This is a genomic window from Gemmatimonas sp. (genome assembly GCF_021298855.1).
Taxonomy (GTDB): domain Bacteria; phylum Gemmatimonadota; class Gemmatimonadetes; order Gemmatimonadales; family Gemmatimonadaceae; genus Gemmatimonas.
Window position 1 is genome coordinate 81,366 of record NZ_JAJTHI010000010.1, and the last position, 20,324, is coordinate 101,689.

The following is a 20,324-nucleotide window of genomic DNA, read 5'->3' on the forward strand; positions in this document are numbered from 1 at the left end:
ACGGTTACCTCAATGTACGCGAATGAGGGCGGAATGTTGCCCGATCGGACGCCCTTGCCGACCCGCTGCCCTCGCCCCGTCCCCTTTCGGTATATTTGCGGCCATGTCGCGCGCCGAAATCACCACGCCGGAAGCCCTGTCCGAAGAAGGGCTCGTCGAACTGTCGCTGCGGCCCCAACGGCTGGCGGAGTTCATCGGGCAGAAAAAGGTGAAGGAGAGCCTGGCCATCGCGATCGAGGCGGCCCGGGCGCGCCGGGAGCCGCTCGACCACATCCTGTTCTTCGGGCCACCGGGACTGGGCAAGACGACGCTCGCCGACCTGATGGCGCGCGAACTGGGGGTGAACCTCACCACAACCTCAGGGCCGGCGCTCGAGAAGCCCAAGGATCTGGTGGGTCCGCTCACCAACCTGCGCGCGGGCGATGTGCTCTTCATTGACGAGATTCACCGGCTGCGCCCCGTGATCGAGGAATTCCTCTATCCGGCCATGGAGGACAACAAGATCGATGTGCGGCTCTCCGACGGTCCGAACGCACAGACGGTGCAGATCGACATCCAGAAGTTCACCCTCGTTGGCGCCACCACCCGCCTGGGGATGCTGACGGCACCCATGCGGGCGCGATTCGGCCTCGTGCACCAGCTGGCGTTTTACCCGGTGGAGGAACTCGAGATCATCGTCCGCCGCACGGGTGAGGTGCTGCGCGTGGAGATGGACGCCGCCGGCGCCCACGAAATCGCCAAGCGCTCGCGCGGCACGCCACGCGTGGCCAACCGCCTGCTGCGGCGGGTGCGCGACTATGCACAGGTTCGCGCCAACGGGCGCATCACCGTCGAGGTGGCGCAGGCAGCGCTGGCGCTGCTGGATGTCGATCACTTCGGGCTCGATGACATGGACACGCGGCTGCTGCGCGCCATCATCGAGAAGTTCGACGGCGGTCCCGTGGGACTGGGTACCATTGCCGCCGCCATTGGCGAAGATGCCGGCACGATCGAGGACGTGTACGAACCCTTCCTCGTGCAGCACGGCTTCCTGCAGCGCACCCCACGCGGACGCCTCGCCACGGCGCACGCCTATCGCCACCTGGGCTTCACGCCGCCAACCGGCGCGACGGAGCAGCACGGGCTGTTCTAGCCGGCCCTGCGACTGAACATGACGCGTTGCTCACGCGTTGTTGCACCCCCGGTCCGGTCTGCGGTGGCAACCCATGCGGCATGCCCTGCGTTCAGCATCGTGATCTGGGACCAGCCCGCACTCCTGCGGGACGAATGTCCAATCAACCGTTGCGCCCGGGACCAGTTTCGATTGTCTTTCGCTCCCTTATGACCGTTTCGTCCGAACCTGCGGCCCCTGCGGAACCGGTGGCTCCCACCGGCGCGCGCACGTCCGACTACGACTACGAGCTTCCCGACACGCACATCGCGCAGCGGCCCGTCGAACCGCGCGACGCCAGTCGGCTCCTCGTGCTCGACCGTCGCGACGGGTCGCTGGCGCATCGCACCTTTCGCGACATCCTCGAGCTGATTCCGGACGGAGACGCGCTGGTGCTGAACACCACCAAGGTGTTCCGGGCACGGCTGCTGGGGCATCGGGAAAGCGGCGGGCCGGCGGAAATCCTGTTGCTGCGCCCCGCCGAGGGCACGAGCGACGGCCTGCACTTCGAGGCGATGATCCACCCGGGCGGCAAGCTGCGCCCGGGCCGCACCGTGACGATCGCCGAAGGCTTCGCGGTGGAGATCGTGGATACGACGCCGCGCCGCACGCGCATCGTGAAGCTGCACACCTCGGGCAACCCCATGGACGCGGTGGAAGCGCACGGTCACGTGCCGCTCCCGCCTTACATCGAGCGCGCCGACGAAGCGGGCGACGCGAGCCGCTACCAGACGGTCTATGCCCAGCAGGCGGGGTCGGTGGCTGCGCCCACGGCCGGCCTGCACTTCACCGACGACGTGCTCACCCGGCTCGACGCCAAGGGCGTGGAGCGCGTGCATGTGCTGCTGCACGTGGGCGCCGGTACCTTCCGGCCGGTGAGCGATGATGATCCCTCGCGGCATGTGATGCACGAGGAGTGGTGCCAGGTGAGCCGAGAGGCCGCGGACCGGCTCAACGCCGTGCGCGCTCGTGGCAACAAGATCTGGGTGGTCGGCACCACCGGGGTCCGCACGCTCGAAACGGCGACGGACGCGCACGGCATCGTGCAGCCGTTCCAGGGGAACACGGACATCTTCCTGCGGCCGCCGTACCAGTTCCGTGGTGTCGATCATCTCATCACGAACTTCCACCTGCCGAAGTCCACGCTCATCATGCTGGTGGCGGCCTTTGCCGGCTATGAGCGTACCATGCACGCGTACCGGACCGCGGTGGCCGAGCAGTACCGCTTCTACTCGTACGGCGACGCGATGGCGATCGTGTGACCTGACGCCGGTTCCGCTACTTTTCCGCGGTGACCAGCCCGTTTCAATTCCAGACGACCCACACCGACGGCGGCGCCCGCGCCGGCGTCTTCACCACGCCACATGGCGAGGTGGCCACGCCGCAGTTCATGCCGGTCGGCACCCTTGCCAGCGTGAAGGCGCTCGACCCGGAGGATCTGACGCGTCTCGGCGCCACCATGATCCTCGCCAACGCCTATCATCTCCGCCTGCGCCCCGGCGACGCGATGATCCGCACCATGGGCGGGCTGCACCGGTTCATGCAGTGGGATGGCCCCATCCTGACCGACAGCGGCGGCTTTCAGGTGTTCTCCCTCGAGGGGTTGCGCACGATCGCCGAGGAGGGGGTCGCGTTCCGCAGCCACCTCGACGGGTCTCTGCAGCAGTTCACCCCCGAGTCGGTCATGCAGATCGAGCGCAACCTGGGCGCCGACGTCATCATGCAGTTCGACCATGTCGTGCCCGGGCAGTCGCCCCACGAGCTGGCGAAGGTGGCCATGGAGCGCAGCGTGCGCTGGCTCGAGCGCTGCCGGGTGGCCTTCGACCGACTGCAGGCAGACGACACGCTGGCCCCCACGCCGGTGCAGGCACTCTTCCCCATTGTGCAGGGGGGCATTCATGCGGACCTCCGCCGGGACTCGGCGCGGGCCATCATGAACTGTGGCGATTGGGTGGGGTATGGCGTGGGCGGGCTGTCGGTCGGGGAAGCCAAGCCCGACATGTACGCCATGCTCGATGTCGTGAACGGGGAGCTCCCCACACACCGGCCGCGCTACCTCATGGGGGTGGGATTCCCGGAAGATCTGGTGGAGGGCGTTGCCCGCGGCATTGACCTGTTCGACTGCGTCGCCCCCACGCGCATGGGCCGCACCGGGGCCTTCTTCACGGGCACCGGACGCAAGAACATCAAGAACGCCCAGTGGCGGCTCGACCCGGCCCCGCTCGAGGACGGGTGCACCTGTGCCGCCTGCACCCGCTTCTCCAAGGCGTACATCCGGCACCTGTTCGTGGCGGAGGAAATCCTCGGACTCCGCCTCCTGAGCCTCCACAATGTACATTTCCTCGTCGCGCTGATGCGCGATGCCCGCGCCGCCGTTCAGGCCGGCACGTTCGCAGGCTGGAGCCGTGACTGGCTCGCCCGTTACCACTCAAGCAAGACCATGTCATGAACGCTTCCGTCATTGCCAGCTTCGCCCTGCTGCAGGCCGCCCCCGGCGCCGCCGTGCCGCAGATGATTTTCATGTACGGCGCGATCTTCGCGATCTTCTACTTCGTGCTCATCCGGCCGCAGCAGAAGCAGCGCAAGCAGCACGAAGAGCGCGTGAAGACGCTCAAGAAGGGCGACGAAATCGTCACCGCCGGCGGCATCGTGGGCGAAGTGCTGCACATTGCCGCCCAGGGGAAAGACGGCACGGCCACCCTCGCCGATCGCATCACGATCAAGTCGGGGGAAAGCAAGCTGGTGGTCGAGCGCGGCCGCATCGCCGCCGTGGCCGGCAGCACGCCCGCGGCCTGAGTCCGGCCTCGTCAGCGCGACCTCTCGCTCCTTCTTCCGCACTTCCCGCCCGACCGTCCCGTGTCCCTGCTCGATATTCACGTCCTTGGCTCCCCCATTCTCCGGCAGGAGACGCAGGTAGTCACGCAGATCACCCCGGCGCTGCGCCGCCTGGTCGACGACATGTTCGAGACCATGGAAGTGGCGAAGGGGGTGGGACTCGCGGCGCCGCAGGTCGGGCGCAGCGAGCGGCTGTGCGTGGTGGACGCCGACGAGACGCGACTCGTGGTCATCAACCCCGAAATCGTGCACAAGGAAGGCGGCATGATCCGGGGTGAAGAAGGGTGCCTCTCCATGCCGGAGATCTACGCCGACGTGGAGCGCCACGCGCGGGTGACGGTGCGCGCACAGGATATCGACGGCGCCTGGTACGAAGTGGAACTCGCCTCGGGGTTGCTGGGGCGGTGCCTGCAGCATGAGATCGATCACCTGCACGGCCGCATGTTCACCGACCGCCTGAGCCTGCTCAAGAAGCGGGCGGCGCTCAAGGAGTGGGAGTACGAGAAGGCCAAGTATCCGAAGAACGTCCGCGTGCTTCCCGTCGGCGATCTGCCGCCGGAGAAGGATGGCGCGAGCGCGTAACGGACTCGGCGCCCCGTGAGAATTCTGTTCTGGGGCACGCCCGACTTCGCCGTGCCGCCGCTGCGCGCCCTGCTGGGCGAGGGGCACGATGTGGTGGGTGTCGTCACGCAGCCCGACAAGCCGCGGGGCCGCTCGCGCACCCAGCGCGATCCGTCACCGGTCAAGGTCGTCGCGCTCGAGGAATCGCTGCCGGTGCTGCAGCCGCTCAAGCCGCGCGGCGAGGAGTTCCTGCAGCAGCTGCGCGACCTGGCCCCCGATATCTCGGTGGTGGTGGCGTACGGCCACATTCTCCCCAAGGCCGTGATCGACCTGCCCCCGCACGGCACGCTCAACATTCACGCGTCGCTGCTGCCGACCTTGCGCGGCGCCGCCCCCATTCAGGCCAGCATTCTGCAGGGGATGGCCGAAACGGGGGTCACCATCATGCAGATGGTGCCGGCGCTCGACGCGGGGGACATGCTGCATGTCCTGCGCATTCCCATCGGGGCCGAGACCACCTACGGGGAGCTGCACGACCAGCTGGCGGAGATGGGCGCGCTGGCCATCGTGCAGGCGCTCACGCTCATCGAGGCGGGGGTCTCGCGCGCCGTGCCGCAGGACGACGCGCTCTCCACCTACGCCCCCAAGATCGAGCGGTCCATGGCGCGTCTCGACTTTTCCGCCGACGCCACCGTGGTGTCGCGGGTCGTGCGCGCCTTCGATCCGCGCCCCGGCGCGTTCGCGACGCTGCGCGGCGCGGAGGTGAAGTGCTTCGGCGCGCGGATTCACGAGGACGGCACCGACGCGTCGCTCGACGAGCCGACCCGCGCCAGTCCACCAGGTACGGTGCGCAGCGTTGATGATGGCGGGCTGCTCGTGCGGTGCGGTCGCGGCGCCGTCCGCCTGATGGACGTGCAGCCCAGCGGCAAGCCGCGCATGACGGCCGCCGCCTGGGCCCGCGGACGGGGCGTGCAGGTGGGTGACGCTTTTGCCATGCCAAGCAGCGACCACGCGCGCGGCGCGGCGTCGTGAGTACCGTGAAGCGCCCCTATCAGGGCACGCACAAGGGCCCCGAGGTCACCGAATCGCGCACCGCGGCGGCACTCGTGCTGGCCGACCTGCGTGGTGGGCAGCTGCTTGACGCCAGCTTTGAACGCCGCACGACGCTGCTCGACGCGCGCGACCGCCGCTGGGTGCAGGAGCTCGTCTGGGGGATGCTGCGCACGCGCGCGCGGCTCGATGCCATCCTCGCCGACCGCGTACGGGGCGGCATCGCCAAACTCGATGCCGACGTGGCCGACCTGCTGCGCCTCGGCACCTACCAGCTGCTGCACATGGACAGCGTGCCGCCGTACGCCGCCATTGGCCAGACGGTGCAGCTGACCAAGCAGCGTCACGGCATCGGCGCCAGCACGCTGGCCAATGCCGTCCTGCGCCGCATCGATCGGGAGCGGGCGCACATCGAGCCGGTGGTTCCGGCCGACCCCCTCGACGCGCTCGCGCAGCAGTATTCGCACCCGCGCTGGGTGGTGCAGCGGTGGGCAGCACGATGGGGGCTGGACGACACCGCCCGGCTGCTGAGCGCCAACAACACCCCGGGCGGCATCGTGCTGCGCCCGTACGGGATCGATCGGGCGCAGCTCGTGGCCCTGCTGGATGGCGCCGGCGTGGAGACCCACGAGGTCCCCGGCGTCCCCGATTCGGTCCGCCTGGCCGGCTCGGTGGCGCTCACCGAACTGGGCGCATTCAAGCAGGGGAACTGCTACGTGCAGGACCCGGCGGCAACGCTGGTGGTGCAGTATGCCCAGGTGGAGGCTGGCAGCGTGGTGGCCGACCTGTGCGCGGCGCCCGGCAGCAAGGCGCTCGAGCTGTCGCGACGCGCGGCCATGGTGATTGCGTCCGACCGGCACGGCGCCCGTGTCGATCGCATGCTCCACGGGTTCGGCCGGCTCGACGCCGATCGCCTGCAGGTCGTCATCGCCGACGCAACGCAGCCGGCGATCGTGCCGGTGGATGCCGTGCTGGTGGATGTGCCCTGCACCGGCACCGGCACCTTTCGGCGGCACCCCGATGCGCGGTGGCGCCTGCGTGTGAGCGACTTCGCGGTGCTGGGAGCGCTGCAGAAGCGCATCCTGCGGGCAGCGGCCACCGTGGTGAAACCCGGCGGGCTGCTGGTATACAGCACCTGCTCGCTCGAGCTCGAGGAGAACGACGACCAGGTGGCGACCTTTCTGGCCGATCATCCGGAGTACTCCGTCGAACCCCCATCCCCGGGCACCGTGCCGGACGCCCTGCTCGACGGCGGGCTGCTGCGCGTCCTGCCGCATCGCCACGGATTTGATGGGGCCTTTGCCGCGCGACTGCGCAGGGCGGCCTGATGAACGCCACGCTCAAGCGCTGGGGGACGCGCGCCGTCATGGCCCTCCTGCTGGGCGGCGCGCTGGGTGCGGGCGCCGGCGTGTTCACGGTGAACCGGCTGGAGCCCGGGCGCGGCACCGGGGTAGATTCGCTGGCCGTGATGCTCGACAGCCTTGCGCGCGGGAATGTGCCGGCGGCGCGTGGTGCGGAGGGCGGGGAGGCGCCGAGCAAGAGCGCGGATGTCCCGGCTGACACCGCCCCCACCCCGCCCGCGGAAGTCGTGGCGGTGCCCGCACTCGAGGGGCTCGAGGAAGGCGCGGCGCGCAACGCGCTCCTCGACGCCGGGCTCGTGGTGGGGGAAATCGAATTCCGTGCCTCCTCCCGCCCGGCCGGCACCGTGCTGGCCTCGGTCCCGGCAGCCGGCGCCCAACTTGCCCCCGAATCGCCGGTCACGCTCATCCTCAGCGACGGGCGCAGCACCGATCCGGATACGCTGGCGGTACCGGCACCGTCTTCTCCTTCGCCTTCTTCCTCATGAGCGTTCGCATCGCCCCGTCCGTCCTCAGCGCCGATTTCCGCAAACTCGGTGATGAGATTGCCATGTGTGAGGCCGGTGGTGCCGACTGGATCCACGTGGACGTCATGGACGGCCGCTTCGTGCCCAACCTGTCGTTCGGCGTGAAGGTCATCGACGCGGTGAAGAAGAGCACCAGCAAGGTCGTGGACGTGCACCTCATGGTGCTGGAGCCGGAGCACTACTTCGACGACTACGTGAAGGCCGGCGCCGACGTGCTCACCATTCACGCCGAAGCGGCGCCGCACCTCGATCGCCAGATCATGCGCATCAAGGAGCTGGGCGCCAAGGCGGGGGTGGCGCTCAACCCCGGTACGCCGCTCAGCGCGATCGAAGAGGTGGTGCACCTGCTCGACCTCGTGCTCATCATGAGCGTGAACCCGGGGTACGGCGGGCAGAAGTTCATCGACTATTCGGTGGACAAGATCGAACGGGCGCGCTTCCTGCTGGACCAGGCGCAGAGCCGCGCGGTACTGGAGGTGGATGGCGGCATTTCGCGCGACACCATTCAGGCGTGCTGGAAGGCGGGTGCCGATACCTTCGTGGCCGGCAACGCCATTTTTGGTGCGGCCAATCCGCAGCAGGAAATCGCCGTGCTGCGCAACCTCTGCTCGGAAAACGTATGACGGCGAAGCAACAGTGGCTGGTGGTCCTGGGCATCGTGGCGCTGCTCGGTGGCGGCGCGTTCGCGGCGTCACATGTCCTCGAGGACGAACTCACGAGCATCACCATGGGCAGCGACGCCCCCGGGTTCGCTGCCGCCACGCTCGACACACCGCCGCGCATGAAGTCGCTCAGCGACTATCGTGGCGAGGTCGTGGTGCTCAACATCTGGGCCACCTGGTGCATTCCCTGCCGCACCGAGATGCCCAGCATGGAGAAGCTGTTCAAGGAGCTTGGCCCCAAGGGGCTCAAGATGGTCGCCGTGAGCGTGGACAACGCCGGTGAGGAACAGAAGATCCGCGATTTCGTGAAGGAGTACGGGCTCACCTTCGAGGTGCTGCACGATGCGGCCGGCAGCATTCAAAGCATTTATCGCACGACCGGTGTCCCGGAGACCTTCGTCCTCGACCGCGACGGCGTGATTCGCAAGAAATGGATCGGCGCCGACGATTGGGCGTCCGAGGGCAACCGCCGCCTGCTCGAACAGCTGCTCGCGCAGCCCAAGTCGTAAGCGGCCAGCCTTCCGTGCGCGTCCTCGGCATCGAGACCTCGTGCGACGAAACGTCGGCGGCGGTGGTGAGCGGCACGCCCACGGCAATGGTGATCGAGTCGCTGGTCATTCTGTCGCAGGACGTGCACCGCCTCTTCGGTGGCGTGGTGCCGGAGATTGCCAGTCGCCAGCACCTCACCGGCATCGTGCCGGCGGTGGACGCGGCGCTGCATGACGCCGGGGTGTCGCCCGGCGATCTCGATGCCATCGCGGTGACGTACGCCCCGGGGCTCGTGGGCGCGCTGCTGGTAGGCACGAGCTACGCCAAGGCCTTCGCGTACGCGCACGACGTGCCGGTGGTGCCGGTGCATCACCTCGAGGGGCATCTCTTTGCCACGCTGCTCGAGCACGAGCAGGCGGCGCCGCCCTTCACCGCGCTGCTGGTGAGCGGCGGACACACCCTGCTGCTCGACGTGCCCGCCTGGGGGCGCTACACGCTGCTGGGGCAGACGCGCGACGATGCCGCCGGCGAAGCCTTCGACAAGGTGGCCAAGCTGCTGGGGCTGCCCTATCCCGGTGGGCGTCCCATCGAACAGCTGGCCGCGATGGCCGACCGCCCTGAGCACGGACACGCGCACTACTTCGCGCGCCCCATGCTGCGTCGGCGCGCCGTGGTGACCGACGAGGACTACTACGACTGCTCGTTCAGTGGCCTCAAGACGGCTGTCCTGCACGCCGTGCGCAAGGCCGAGCAGGCCGGCACGCTGGAGCAGGATCGCGCCAGTATCGCGCGCGGCTTCCAGGACGCGGTCATCGACACGCTCGGCGAAAAGGTCTATCGGGCCGCCAAGGCCCATCGGCGGGGCCGGGTGGTCCTGGGGGGCGGCGTGGCGTGCAACGGCGCGCTGCAGCAGGCCATACGGGACCGCTTTGCCGGGCGCGGTGGTGTGGTGTTTGCGCCGTCGCCGCGTCTCGCCACCGACAATGCCGCCATGATTGCCGCCGCGGGGCTCTTCCGGGCCGCGCAGGGCGAACGGGGCGCCCCGACCTTCACCGCCGTGGCCTCGATGCCCCTCCCGGGGCTGGTCGCCGACCGGCATGCCGCCGCGGACTGAGTACTTTTGAGCATGCTTTCTCCCATTGTGCACCATCCCGCGAATTTCCAGCTCGGCCCGCTCGAGGTCACCGGTTTCGGCCTCGCGGTGCTGGCGGCGTTCGCCGTCTCGCAGATCATCTGCCAGCGGGAGCTGTGGCGTCGCGGCCATGACGTGGAGGCGGACGCCATCCCCGACATCGTGCTCGCCGCGCTGCTGGGGACCTTGATCGGCGCGAAGACCTACTACGTGGTGCTGACGGGCGACCCGGGGGCGTTCTTCAGTCGCGGAGGGTTCGTGTTCTGGGGCGGCTTCATGGGGTCGGTGGCGCTCTGCTGGGCGGTCATCCGGTACAAGAAGCTCAACTTCCTGCGCATCGCCGATGTGGCGGGGATCGCCATTGCCGCCGGCTACGCGGTAGGACGCACGGGGTGCTGGGCGGTAGGCGACGACTACGGGCGGCCGTGGAACGGTTTCCTGGCCACGCAGTTCCCCGAGGGGGCGCCGCCGAGCACGGTGAGCGTGATGAGTTCGCAGTTCGGCGTGAGCTTCCCCGCCGGAACGAACTCCGCCGATGTCGTGGCCGTACATCCCACGCAGCTCTACGAGACGCTGATGGGATTCATCATGTTCGTGGTGCTGTGGCGTTTCCGCGCGCACACGCACCGCGAAGGGTGGCTCTTTGGTCTGTACTGCGTGGTGGCGGGGATCGAGCGCTTCATCGTGGAGTTTTTTCGCGCCAAGGATGACACGCTCACGTTCGGCCTGACGACCGCCCAGATCATTGCCCTGACGATCTTCACGATTGGCGTGGGGCTGTTGGTGGGGCGCCGGGGGCCGGGGACCGCCGCGACGGCCTGAGGTGGTTCGGCGAGGGGGTTCAACGGCAGACGAGGGAGGGAGGTCTCGAGACGCCTCCGCCACCTCAATCCCGACGCCCCTATTCCCCATTGCGCCGAGAACGCCGAGTCGTGTATACTCAAATACACCGTTTGAGAACCATTCTCATCTACTCCTGTGCGCTCGGTCTCCCTTCCTACGCTCCAGCCTGCTGACACTGCGCCGCGCACAACCTGCGCGCTGAGCGCCTGTCGCGCCGGAACCCGCGCCACCGTAGTCGATATCGAGTGCTCCGGCGACGAGGCGTGCCGCCTGCGCGCGCTTGGCTTCTGCGAAGGGACCGCCGTCAACATCATCGACGCGCGCGACGCCATGCTCCTCGAGGTGCGCGGGACCCGGCTCGCCCTCGGGTCGGCCCTCACGGCGGGGATCACCGTGCAGCCGGTCGCCGCGCGAGCCTGAGCCCGCGCAACTGGCTCCGGCGGGCGCACCGCGCCGCTGCCTCGAGCTGAACGCGATGACCGCCCGTGACCCCATGACGATGATTCCGCCCGCGCCAGCCGACCAGGCGCCCGAGAGCGGGCGGGCTGGCCTCCGCGATGCCTCGCGTGCGCACCCTGACGCGCTCCTGCGGGTCGCCATCATCGGCAATCCGAACACCGGCAAGACCACGCTCTTCAACGCCCTCACCGGGCTTCGGCAGCGCGTGGGCAACTTTGCCGGAGTCACCGTCGAGCGGGTCGAAGGGAGCGTCAAGGGCCCCGATGGCCATCGGTTCACCGTACTCGACCTGCCCGGCAGCTACTCGCTCTCCGCCGGCTCGCCCGATGAGCAGGTGGCGCTCGAAGTCCTGCTCCACCGCGACAGCGACCGCTGGACGCCGGACGTCGTCCTGGTGGTCGTGGACGCCGTGCACCTCGAGCGCAATCTGTTCCTCACGAGCCAAGTGCTCGAGTTGGGCATTCCGGTCGTCGTCGCCCTCAATCAGTACGACGTGGCAGAAGACGAGGGGATCGCCATTGATGTCCCCGAGCTGATTCACGCCCTGGGCGTGCCCATCGTGCCCACGGTGGCCAAGCGCGGCGAAGGATTGGATCCCCTCAAACGGGCGCTCCTCACCGCGGCCACCCTCCCGCCACCGCAGCGCCGCTTCACGCTTCCGGCGGACGTGCGCGATGCCCTGGAGCCGCTCACGACCTGCCTCACCGACGCCGGACTCGCTCGCAGTGCCGCGGGGATGGAAGCACTGCGCCTGCTGAGCGTCCAGAAGTCCGAAGCCCACCTGGCCACCGTGCCCCGCCTTGAGGCCGAGGTACAGAACGCCATCGCCGCGCTCAGGAATCGTGGGTATCAGCCCAGCCGCCTGGAGAGCGAGCTGCGCTACGCCTGGATTGCCGAGGTGATCGAGCGCACCGTGTCGCGGCCGCGCTCGATAAAGCAGAACCTCAGCGATCGTATCGATCGGGTCGTGCTGCATCGGGTGCTGGGCCCGCTGATCTTTCTCCTGCTCATGGCCGTCGTCTTCCAGTCGGTGTTCTCGTGGGCGGCACCGCTCATGGACGGCATCGAGGTGCTCATCGGAGCCCTGGGCGGCGCCGTGGGTGATCGCATGGCCGACGGCGATCTCAAATCGCTGGTGGTGGACGGCGTGTTCGGCGGCGTGGGGTCGGTCCTCGTGTTCCTGCCGCAGATCGCCATCCTCTTCGCGTTCATCACCCTGCTCGAACACTCCGGGTACATGGCGCGTGCGGCGTTCCTCATGGATCGCGTCATGCGGACGGTGGGACTGCATGGCAAGAGCTTCATTCCCATGCTGTCGGGCTACGCCTGTGCCGTGCCCGGCGTCATGGCGACGCGGACCATCGAGGACCCCAAGGACCGACTCGCCACCATCATGGTGGTGCCACTCATGAGCTGCTCGGCGCGGCTGCCGGTGTACACGCTGCTGATCGGCGCCTTCGTGCCGGCCACCGCACTGCTGCCGGGGCTGACGCTGCAGGGGGCGACGATGCTGGGCATGTATCTGCTCGGCACGGTGACCGCGCTGGTGGTGGCGGCGATCTTCAAGCGGACGCTGCTCAAGGGGCCGGTGCGGCCCATGATCCTCGAGCTGCCCCCGTATCGACTGCCCAGTGCCTGGTCGCTGCTGGTCAGCGTGGCACAGCGCTGTCAGCTGTTCCTGCGCCGCGCCGGCACCGTCATTCTGGCGCTCAGCATCGTGCTCTGGGCCATGGCCACGTACCCGCGCTCCGTCGTGGATCCGTCGCTCCCCGACGTCGCCCGGCAGGAACGGCAGCTGCAGGGATCGGTGCTGGGGCAGATCGGACAGGCCATCGAACCCGTGGTGCGCCCGTTGGGGTACGATTGGAAGATCGGCGTGAGCATCGCCGCCAGCTTCGCGGCCCGCGAGGTGTTCGTGTCCACCATGGGCACGATTTACGGCGTGGGCGGAGAGAACGAAGCGGCGCTGACCGAGAAGCTGCAGACCGAAACGCATCCGACGACCGGCGCACGCGTGTACACCCCGCTGGTGGCGATCGGTTTGATGGTCTTCTACGTGTTCGCGCTCATGTGCATCAGCACCGTCGCCGTCACCGTGCGCGAAGCCGGTGGCGGCGCACTGGGATGGAAGTGGGCATCGATTCAGTTCGCGTACATGCTCGTCCTGGCGTACGGCGCCGCGTGGATCGTGTACGCCGGTGGTCGGGCGCTGGGCTTCGGAGGCTGACGACGATGACGACCGAGAGCGTGGTGGTATGGCTCATCGTGGCCGGCGCGCTGGGCTACGTGGGGCGCATGGTCTGGCGTGCCACGGCGGCGGCGCGCCAGCCGAAGAACGGGTGCGGGTCCGACTGCGGCTGCGGCCACTGAGCCACCCCGCCGGCGCGCGCGCCGCAGCAGCGTGCGCCGCAGCAGCGCGCGCCGCGCTCAGTGCTCCCGCACGAGCTCCGCGACAACAGTCCACGCCTCGTCGGCCGACGCGAACACGCCATGCACCGCCGACACCCACCGGCGCCAGTCGGCGAAGCGGGTGTCCGTCGCCCCGTGGCGCACGAGATCGCCGGTGACCCGCAGTCGCTCGAGGGCGGTGAACAGCGCCCGCGCCTCATCCTCGATGGCGGCCTCGATGGCGCGCCGTTCCGCAGCATCCGTTGGTGCCAGCTGCTGCGCGATCTGCGCGGACGCTCCCGTCATGGCCTCCGTCAGCGCCACCGCATCCATGAGCGCGACCTGACGGACCGGGTCGCTCACGCCATGCACGGCGCGTCGTGCCGCCAGGAGCGGACCGAACCACGCATCGTGGGCCGCCTGCAACACATCACGATCGGTCGGGATCGTCGCCGCTGCGCCCCGCTCGGCACGGTGCGGGGTGGCGCCGAAGTGCCGCAGTCCGCGCGTGAGCTCGGGCAGGCGGCAGGCGCGGTCCATTACCGCCAGCGCGAAAGGCCGCAGGGCGTCGTCGCCCGTCAGTTCCAGCACATCGTGATCGCGCAGATACACCGTCAGCCCCTGCGCACCGATGCCGAGTCCCTCGATGCCGTCCAGCGCCAGGCGCCACGCGGCCGCCTGCGGCCACTCCAGCACCATGGCGTCATGATCGAGTGCGAGGATCCCCGTCGCATTGATGTCGCGACCGCGCACGATGCCCACCACGCGCACCGGAAGCGGGGTGGGGGCAGACGTCATGCCAGGATTGCCTCGACGACGGCTTCGGTATCGTGCAGCGTGGGGAACACCGCGGTCGGCGCGTGCGAGGCCAGCTCGGGCACCGTGTAGCGCCCGGTGGCCACGCCGATGGCGCGCACGTTGAGGGAGCGCCCGCAGTGAATGTCCGCCGGCGTGTCGCCGATGATGACCATGCGGTCCCCCGGGATCTGTCGTCCCAGCAACGCCTCGGCGCGACGTTGGGCCACGGCCGGCAACATCGGGCGCAGCTCATGATCACTGCCGAAGGCATTCACCAGAAACTGCTCCCACGCGAGATTCACGGCCTTGAGCTTCTGACGAGCCCCAGCTTCGATGTTGCCGGTCAACAGCCCCAGCGTGACCGGCGCTTCCTCGGCCAGTCGCGCCAGCAACGGCTCGACCCCCGGCAACAGGATGGCCTGCTCCGCCCCGTCCGCCAATTCGGCGGCGAGTCGTTCGGTGTAGCACGCGAACACGTCGTCCATGCGCCGGTCGATGTCGGCGTCGGGTACTCCGGCCCACCGCATCTGCTCGCGGGTGATCTGCCGGTCGGTCTTGCCGTCGTAGTGGTACGCGGGATCACCGCGAACGCCGAAGACGCGGTGCAACGCGTACTCCATGGAGCGCCGCCCTGCGCCATCCGTGCGCAGCAATGTGCCATCAATGTCGAAGAGCACCAGCTTCACGCGGCTTCCTCCAGGGCTTCCGGTGCCGGACGCACCTTGGCCGTTCGTGACACCAGCAGCCCGCCCATGATGCAGGCGGCCCCCAGCAGCTGCCATCCGGTGGGGGTCTCGTGCAGGAGGATCCACGCAACGGCAATGGCGATGATGGGCTGGAGATTGCCGTACATGGCCGTCTTGGTCGGGCCAAGGATGCGTACGCCGCGGTAGAACAGGAGGTACGCGACCACCATGGCCAGCAGGGCGGAATACGCCACGGCGCCCCACCCCGTGAGCCCTACGGCACCCCAGTCGAGCCGGAGCATGTCAGGAACGCCGATCACCCCCATCATGGCTGCCCCGCTGGCCAAGGTGAGGGCCGACAGATGCAAACCATTGCTGCGCTGCGTATACGGCTGGAGCAGGATGCTGTACAGCGCCCAGGCGATGCTGCCGGCCGCAATGAGGACGGCACCGAGCAGGCTGTCGCTCCCGCCCTCGAACTTCTGTGTGCTGCCCACCACGCACAGGACGCCGACGAGCTGGAGCCCGATGCCGGCCCACCCGAGACGGGACACGCGCTCGCGTCCGAGCAGCCGCGACAGAATGGCGATCCATGCCGGCCCCGCTGCCACGATGAGTGCCGCCACGCCGGCCCGCGTGCGGGCCATCCCGGAGATGAACAGCAGCTGGTAGAAGCCATTCCCCAGCAGGCCGAGGAGGAGCAGGCGCACGATGTCGCGCCGGTTGGGCCACTCGGCACGCACGAACGAAGCGATGCCGAAGAGCACCACCGAGGCAAACACCATGCGCACCCCGGTGAACGACAGTGGGGTCATGGCCTGCAGTCCCGCCTTCACGACGCTGTAGTTGACCCCCCAGATCGTCGCCATGAGTACCAACCCGGCGTCGGTCGCCCCGAACCCCTGCGGGGCGGCGGTACTGGCCGCTTCGGCGGCAGACGCGGGAGTGGCGGCGCGTGCGCGCACGGGAGACAGCGACGACATGCCGCAATGTAGAGCACTTGGCCCCACACCGGGTAGCGCGGTGACGTTATCTTGCGGGATGCATGTTTCCTTCGCGCTCTTCGCCGATGCGGCGAACATTTCCCAGGAAGGGAAGCTGAATATCCTGGGGATCTTCGACGCCGTTCAGGTCGGGCAGCTCCCCGCCCTGCACCCACGCACCTCGTTTGTCCTGCGTCTCAAGGCCACGGCGCAGGATGCCGGTGTGTACCCGCTCGTGCTCCGCTGGATGAATCCCAAGGGGAATGAACTCTGGAGCTCGCAGGCGGAACTCGAGATTGGCGGCGCACCGCCCGGTTCGAGCGAGCTCGATATGCCGGTCATCGTGCAGCTCGACCTGCCGCTCGATGTGGCGGGGGAATATCGCATGATCATCAACATCGGCTCGCAGCACACGACCACTTGTACGCTCAACGTGCATGGAGCGCAGGCCCCGTCGCTCCCCACCCCGCACCCCGGCATCGTGTCGTAGGGCAACCCGGGACCTCCGCCGGCTCAGCGCCCGGGGGCCAGAAGCTGGTCGATGCGGGTGGCCAACTCGTCCAGCGTGAAGGGCTTGGCCAGCACGGGGCGTCCCGTGGCGCGGATGAAGCGCGAGGCCGCCGCGCTGTGCAGATCACCCGTCATGAACACCACGCGTTGCGCCTGGTCCGGGTGCGCAGCCCGCATGGAGTCGTAGACATCCTCGCCGGAGATCCCCGTCATGCGGAGATCGAGCAGGATGAGATCGAAGCGCCGGGCGCTCACCAGGTCGAGCGCCGCGCTGCCACTGTCGGCCACCTGCACGTCGTAGTGCTGCCCGCGCAGGAATCGGCTGATCGCGGCCCGGAGCGTCGGCTCGTCCTCGATCAGCAGGATCGAGGCGGCAGCAGGAACCGGGACCGCACTGGCCGCGAGCGTGCCGTCCGGCGCCGCCGCGACCGCGGTAGCGCCAGCCGGCGTGCGACGTGCTGGCGGCGGGGTGGGCGCAGTGCCTTCCACCAGCGCGGGAAAGGTGAGCGTGAACCGCGCCCCCTGTCCCGGCTCGGAGTGGACGTGAACCTGTCCACCATGGTCGCGCACGATGGTGTGGGTGATGGTCAGCCCCAGTCCACGATGCCCAAGCGCCCCGCGGGTCGTGAACATGGGTTCCAGTACCCGCTCCACGTGCGCCGGGAGAATGCCGGGCCCGCTGTCCTCGATGGTGACCCGGACCTCGTCGCCGTGGATGGCCGAAGTGACCCGCACCTCACGTAGGCCGCGGTGCTCGCTGAGCGCCTGCTCCGCATTGGCCAGCAGATTCGAGACGACCTGCTGCAGCTGCAGCGCGTCGCCGTTGACGAGGCAGAGCCTGGGCTCCAGCGCAATCCGCACCGACGCGTCGATGGCGCGCAGCGTATAGCCGTGGTGGTCGAGCACGCGACGCAGCACCGTGTTCACATCCACCGGCACGCGGGTGCCGCCGAGCTGCGGCGCCTCACCGGTGGTATCGAGCAACTGCCCCACGATGCGGCTGGCGCGGCGCGCCTCCTCGGCGATCTGTTCAACCGCGCGGCGGTCCTCCGCCCCGAGCGAGGGAGACGACAGCTGGAGCTCCGCGACGGCAAGCAGGCTGGCAAGCGGGTTGTTCAACTCATTGGCCACCCGCCCCAGCGATTGCCCCACGGCGGCCAGTCGCGCCTGCTGCAGCGAGGCTTCATGCCTCATCTCATCGTTCGTGATGTCGCGCACGATGCCCAGCGCCCCCACCACGACGCCGTCTTCCAGAAGCGGGGCGGTGGTGACGAGCGTGAGACGCGAGCCGGCGTGCCCAAGGCAGCGCAGCTGGAGGCGGCGACGGTTCCCGGCCAGCGTGGCGCGCATCTCCCGCTCGGCGAGGCCGCGATCCACGGGATCGACCAGCGTCAGGAAATGCGTACCGAGCACCTGCTCCGCAGGCAGCCCGGCCTCCGCGAGAAACCCGGGATTCACCGAGGTGAACGTGCCGTCCGACGCCACCGTGAAGATGGCGTCGATGGCGTTGTCGATGAGGCGACGGTACAACTCCTCACTGCGGTGACGCGCCAGCGCGTCGGCGCGCTGCTCGGTCACGTCCCGCAGACACGACACCGTGCCGGTCACCTCGTTCAGTTCGTAGAGGGGCGCGCTGCTCACCTGCACGGTGCGCGTCGTGCCGTCGGCACGCTGCACTTCGCATTCGTAGCGACGCGCCAGTCCCTGTCGCGTGGCCAGCTCCTCGCGCTCGAGTGCTTCCACGCCGCCGGGTACGACGAGATCGATGTTCAGCGCGCCCACGAGATTCCCGCGGCCCACCAGCAGGTGCGCAGCCGGGTTGGCAAAGGTGATGCGCCCGTCGAGGCCGGTGATGATGATCGCATCGGACACCGTCTCGAGCACCTTGCGGTGCTGCTCGGCGAGACGCGCCGTCTCCGTCACGTCATCGAAGGTGATGACGCACCCCCCGTCCGGGTGCGAGGCCGCAAGCAGTGAGAAGAGGCGGCCGGTGGCCATGTCGCGCACCGTCTCCCGCACCGGTACGCCATCGGTGAGGGCACGATCGATGAAGGCGTCAAGTTGCCGGCCTTCGTCGGAGTCTCCGCTGCCCACGAGGGCTTCGCGAAAGCGCCGGCCCAGGAGCCCGGGAATGCTGAATCCGCACAGTTCCGCTGCGCGACTGTTGCAGCGGCTCACCGTGAGCGATTCCTCGAGTACCACGATGCCGTTGGCGGTGCTGTCGAAGGCCACCTTCCACTCGCGGGTGGCGCGTTCGATTTCCTCGAACAGTCGCGCATTCACGATGGCGACCGCGACCTGATCGGCCAGTCGCTGCAGGACCTTGGCGTCCTCCGCGTCGAACGGACGCTCGCGGTTGAGGATGGCGATGGCGCCAATGGTGCCGCGTCCGGTCACGAACGGCGCAATGACCGAGCGCTGAATGCGCAGGAGATGCTGAACCAGCCGGTTCAGCGCGTCATCGCCCCCGGACTCATTCATGAGAATGAGTTCGTTGGTCAGCACCGAGCGACCGATGAGGCTCGCGTTGACGGGCAGATGCACGCCGCCCAGGACATCGGCGCTGCCGATGGCCGCCACAATATGGAGATAGTCACCCGTGCGCAGCGCGATGCACGCGCCCTCGACGCTCAGCAGCGAGACGGCATGGCGCAGGATGAGACGCAGGACCTCACCAAGCCGCAGCGACTCGCCGACGGCACGCGCCACGTCGGCCAGCGCCTCGGTGGTGCGGCGTTCCCGCTCGCTCTCGGCGTACCGTCGTGCGTTGGCAATGGCGGTGGCCACCTGCGAGGCCATGGTGGCCAGCATCTCTTCGTCTTCGGCCGTGTAGACATCCGGGCTGGTGGAGTGCACGGCCAGCACGCCGAGCAATCGGATGCCCACGCGAATGGGGACCGCCACCACGCTGGTGGCCACGCCCGATTCGCCGACGACGTCGTACATCGACACCGGCGGCGCAATGCCGGCCTTCTCGCGAGCCTTGTCCGCCTCGCGGTCACCAACACGCACGGGACGGCCGGTCCGCGCCACCTCGGCCACGATCCCATCGCCCAACCGCACGGGGCTGCGCGGGCGCTCGACGCCGCGGACCAGCCGCAGCGCGGTCGCGAGAGTGTCGTGGTGGAGATCAGGGACGAGCACGGCGACGCCATCACAGCGGATGGCTCGTTGGACCTGCCGCGCGAGCTCCCGCATGATCTCCTGCTCGTCGAGCGACCGCGTGAGCGACGCGCCGGCCTCCTGCAACAGCGTGAGGCGCTCATGGCGCTGGAGCGCCAGCGCTTCGAGCGCGTCGTAGGCCACCCGGGCAGTGAGGTGGCGCGCGACCGCTTCGATCTCGCCCAGCCGCCGGTCGTCCGGGCGGCGACCATCGCGTGCCCCCGCCAGCTTCATGGTGCCGACCACTTCGCCCTTCGGCCCACGCATGACGGCCACCAGCAGATCGGTGGGCAGCCACTCGTCACCGTCACCGCCCGGGGTCGGTTCCGTGCCGAAGAACTCCCGGGCGACCCACGGATCGCTGCCATTGAGCAGGTACAGGTCGCCCACCCGGAAGCGTTCCAGATGCGAGAGACGCCGGCGCCACACGGCCCCGGGCAGGGGCTTGAGCCCGAAGCCCGTGAGTGACGTGAGATCAGGGCTGCCGGCCTGGGCCACCACCGTCGGGTTGAGCGACGCATCACGCAGCGAGATGACCACCCGATCGAAGCCCAGGTCGTACAGGGCATTTGCCGCAATCTGAACCCGCGCCCCGGTCGACTCGGCGCGATCGATCGCGTCGAGAATGGCGGGGAGGGGGCGGGTCGCGGATGCGGCGGCGGGTGTGGAGGCGCGGAGCATAGGGTACCGCAAGGACGACGATCCCCGTGGCCGCGAAACGTCGTCGCGGC

At 68.8% G+C, this 20,324-nt stretch carries 20 protein-coding genes; 16 read left to right on the plus strand and 4 right to left on the minus strand.

Translation table 11 applies throughout. The annotated features are described in order from the left end of the window. Window positions 1-103: 103 nt before the first annotated feature. The 15 genes from ruvB to LW840_RS04510 all read left to right on the plus strand — a co-directional run bounded on the left by ruvB (window position 104) and on the right by LW840_RS04510 (window position 13,436). Complete coding sequence (gene ruvB, locus LW840_RS04440; RefSeq protein WP_291260055.1) at window positions 104-1,132, plus strand: Holliday junction branch migration DNA helicase RuvB; 1,029 nt, start codon at window positions 104-106, stop codon at window positions 1,130-1,132. A 188-nt stretch (window positions 1,133-1,320) separates the two neighbouring features. Then, window positions 1,321-2,412 (plus strand): tRNA preQ1(34) S-adenosylmethionine ribosyltransferase-isomerase QueA, encoded by a 1,092-nt coding sequence (queA, locus tag LW840_RS04445; protein WP_291268274.1) that lies wholly within the window; start codon window positions 1,321-1,323, stop codon window positions 2,410-2,412. 29 nt (window positions 2,413-2,441) lie between these two features. After that, window positions 2,442-3,599: a tRNA guanosine(34) transglycosylase Tgt gene (tgt, locus tag LW840_RS04450; RefSeq protein ID WP_291260057.1), complete on the plus strand. Its 1,158-nt coding sequence runs from the start codon at window positions 2,442-2,444 to the stop codon at window positions 3,597-3,599. Further along, window positions 3,596-3,946, plus strand: a complete 351-nt coding sequence (yajC, locus tag LW840_RS04455) for a preprotein translocase subunit YajC (protein ID WP_291260058.1) — start codon at window positions 3,596-3,598, stop codon at window positions 3,944-3,946. Before tgt ends, yajC begins: the two co-directional genes overlap by 4 nt. A gap of 60 nt (window positions 3,947-4,006) precedes the next feature. After that, entirely contained in the window at window positions 4,007-4,567 is a 561-nt protein-coding gene (gene def / locus LW840_RS04460) for a peptide deformylase (protein WP_291260059.1), read from the plus strand. A gap of 15 nt (window positions 4,568-4,582) precedes the next feature. Further along, complete coding sequence (fmt, locus tag LW840_RS04465) at window positions 4,583-5,578, plus strand: methionyl-tRNA formyltransferase (RefSeq protein WP_291276485.1); 996 nt, start codon at window positions 4,583-4,585, stop codon at window positions 5,576-5,578. Next, window positions 5,575-6,924 carry a 16S rRNA (cytosine(967)-C(5))-methyltransferase RsmB gene (gene rsmB / locus LW840_RS04470; protein WP_291276486.1) on the plus strand — a complete coding sequence of 450 codons (1,350 nt, stop codon included), beginning with the start codon at window positions 5,575-5,577 and terminating at the stop codon, window positions 6,922-6,924. The genes fmt and rsmB overlap by 4 nt, the downstream gene beginning before the upstream one ends. Further along, window positions 6,924-7,442, plus strand: coding sequence for a PASTA domain-containing protein (locus LW840_RS04475; RefSeq protein WP_291276487.1), 519 nt, complete (start codon window positions 6,924-6,926; stop codon window positions 7,440-7,442). The genes rsmB and LW840_RS04475 overlap by 1 nt, the downstream gene beginning before the upstream one ends. Next, window positions 7,439-8,104 carry a ribulose-phosphate 3-epimerase gene (gene rpe / locus LW840_RS04480; protein WP_291260063.1) on the plus strand — a complete coding sequence of 222 codons (666 nt, stop codon included), beginning with the start codon at window positions 7,439-7,441 and terminating at the stop codon, window positions 8,102-8,104. The genes LW840_RS04475 and rpe overlap by 4 nt, the downstream gene beginning before the upstream one ends. Continuing rightward, complete coding sequence (locus LW840_RS04485; protein ID WP_291260064.1) at window positions 8,101-8,652, plus strand: TlpA disulfide reductase family protein; 552 nt, start codon at window positions 8,101-8,103, stop codon at window positions 8,650-8,652. The genes rpe and LW840_RS04485 overlap by 4 nt, the downstream gene beginning before the upstream one ends. A gap of 14 nt (window positions 8,653-8,666) precedes the next feature. Then, the gene (tsaD, locus tag LW840_RS04490; RefSeq protein WP_291267554.1) at window positions 8,667-9,746 is read left to right on the plus strand and encodes a tRNA (adenosine(37)-N6)-threonylcarbamoyltransferase complex transferase subunit TsaD; all 1,080 of its coding nucleotides are present in this window, start codon (window positions 8,667-8,669) and stop codon (window positions 9,744-9,746) included. Between the two features lie 12 nt (window positions 9,747-9,758). After that, a complete protein-coding gene (locus LW840_RS04495) occupies window positions 9,759-10,586 on the plus strand; it encodes a prolipoprotein diacylglyceryl transferase family protein (protein WP_291276488.1) in 828 nt (275 codons plus the stop codon). Window positions 10,587-10,742: 156 nt separating this feature from the next. After that, a complete protein-coding gene (locus LW840_RS04500; RefSeq protein ID WP_291260067.1) occupies window positions 10,743-11,027 on the plus strand; it encodes a FeoA family protein in 285 nt (94 codons plus the stop codon). A 55-nt stretch (window positions 11,028-11,082) separates the two neighbouring features. Beyond that, complete coding sequence (gene feoB / locus LW840_RS04505; RefSeq protein WP_291276489.1) at window positions 11,083-13,293, plus strand: ferrous iron transport protein B; 2,211 nt, start codon at window positions 11,083-11,085, stop codon at window positions 13,291-13,293. Window positions 13,294-13,298: 5 nt separating this feature from the next. Next, a complete protein-coding gene (locus LW840_RS04510; RefSeq protein ID WP_291260069.1) occupies window positions 13,299-13,436 on the plus strand; it encodes a FeoB-associated Cys-rich membrane protein in 138 nt (45 codons plus the stop codon). A 57-nt stretch (window positions 13,437-13,493) separates the two neighbouring features. On the opposite strand, the gene LW840_RS04515 is transcribed toward LW840_RS04510, so the two are convergent. From LW840_RS04515 to LW840_RS04525, 3 genes are read right to left on the minus strand one after another with little or no spacing between them, the layout of a single operon-like run. Next, entirely contained in the window at window positions 13,494-14,252 is a 759-nt protein-coding gene (locus LW840_RS04515) for a hypothetical protein (protein ID WP_291260070.1), read from the minus strand. Further along, the gene (locus tag LW840_RS04520; RefSeq protein ID WP_291260071.1) at window positions 14,249-14,938 is read right to left on the minus strand and encodes a haloacid dehalogenase-like hydrolase; all 690 of its coding nucleotides are present in this window, start codon (window positions 14,936-14,938) and stop codon (window positions 14,249-14,251) included. Before LW840_RS04520 ends, LW840_RS04515 begins: the two co-directional genes overlap by 4 nt. After that, the gene (locus LW840_RS04525; protein ID WP_291260072.1) at window positions 14,935-15,921 is read right to left on the minus strand and encodes a DMT family transporter; all 987 of its coding nucleotides are present in this window, start codon (window positions 15,919-15,921) and stop codon (window positions 14,935-14,937) included. Before LW840_RS04525 ends, LW840_RS04520 begins: the two co-directional genes overlap by 4 nt. Before the next feature lie 58 nt (window positions 15,922-15,979). On the opposite strand from LW840_RS04525, the gene LW840_RS04530 reads away from it, so the two are divergent. After that, complete coding sequence (locus tag LW840_RS04530; protein ID WP_291260073.1) at window positions 15,980-16,411, plus strand: hypothetical protein; 432 nt, start codon at window positions 15,980-15,982, stop codon at window positions 16,409-16,411. Window positions 16,412-16,434: 23 nt separating this feature from the next. Here the strand turns inward: LW840_RS04530 and LW840_RS04535 are convergent, their stop codons facing one another. Beyond that, complete coding sequence (locus tag LW840_RS04535) at window positions 16,435-20,274, minus strand: PAS domain S-box protein (protein WP_291276490.1); 3,840 nt, start codon at window positions 20,272-20,274, stop codon at window positions 16,435-16,437. Window positions 20,275-20,324 lie beyond the last annotated feature (50 nt).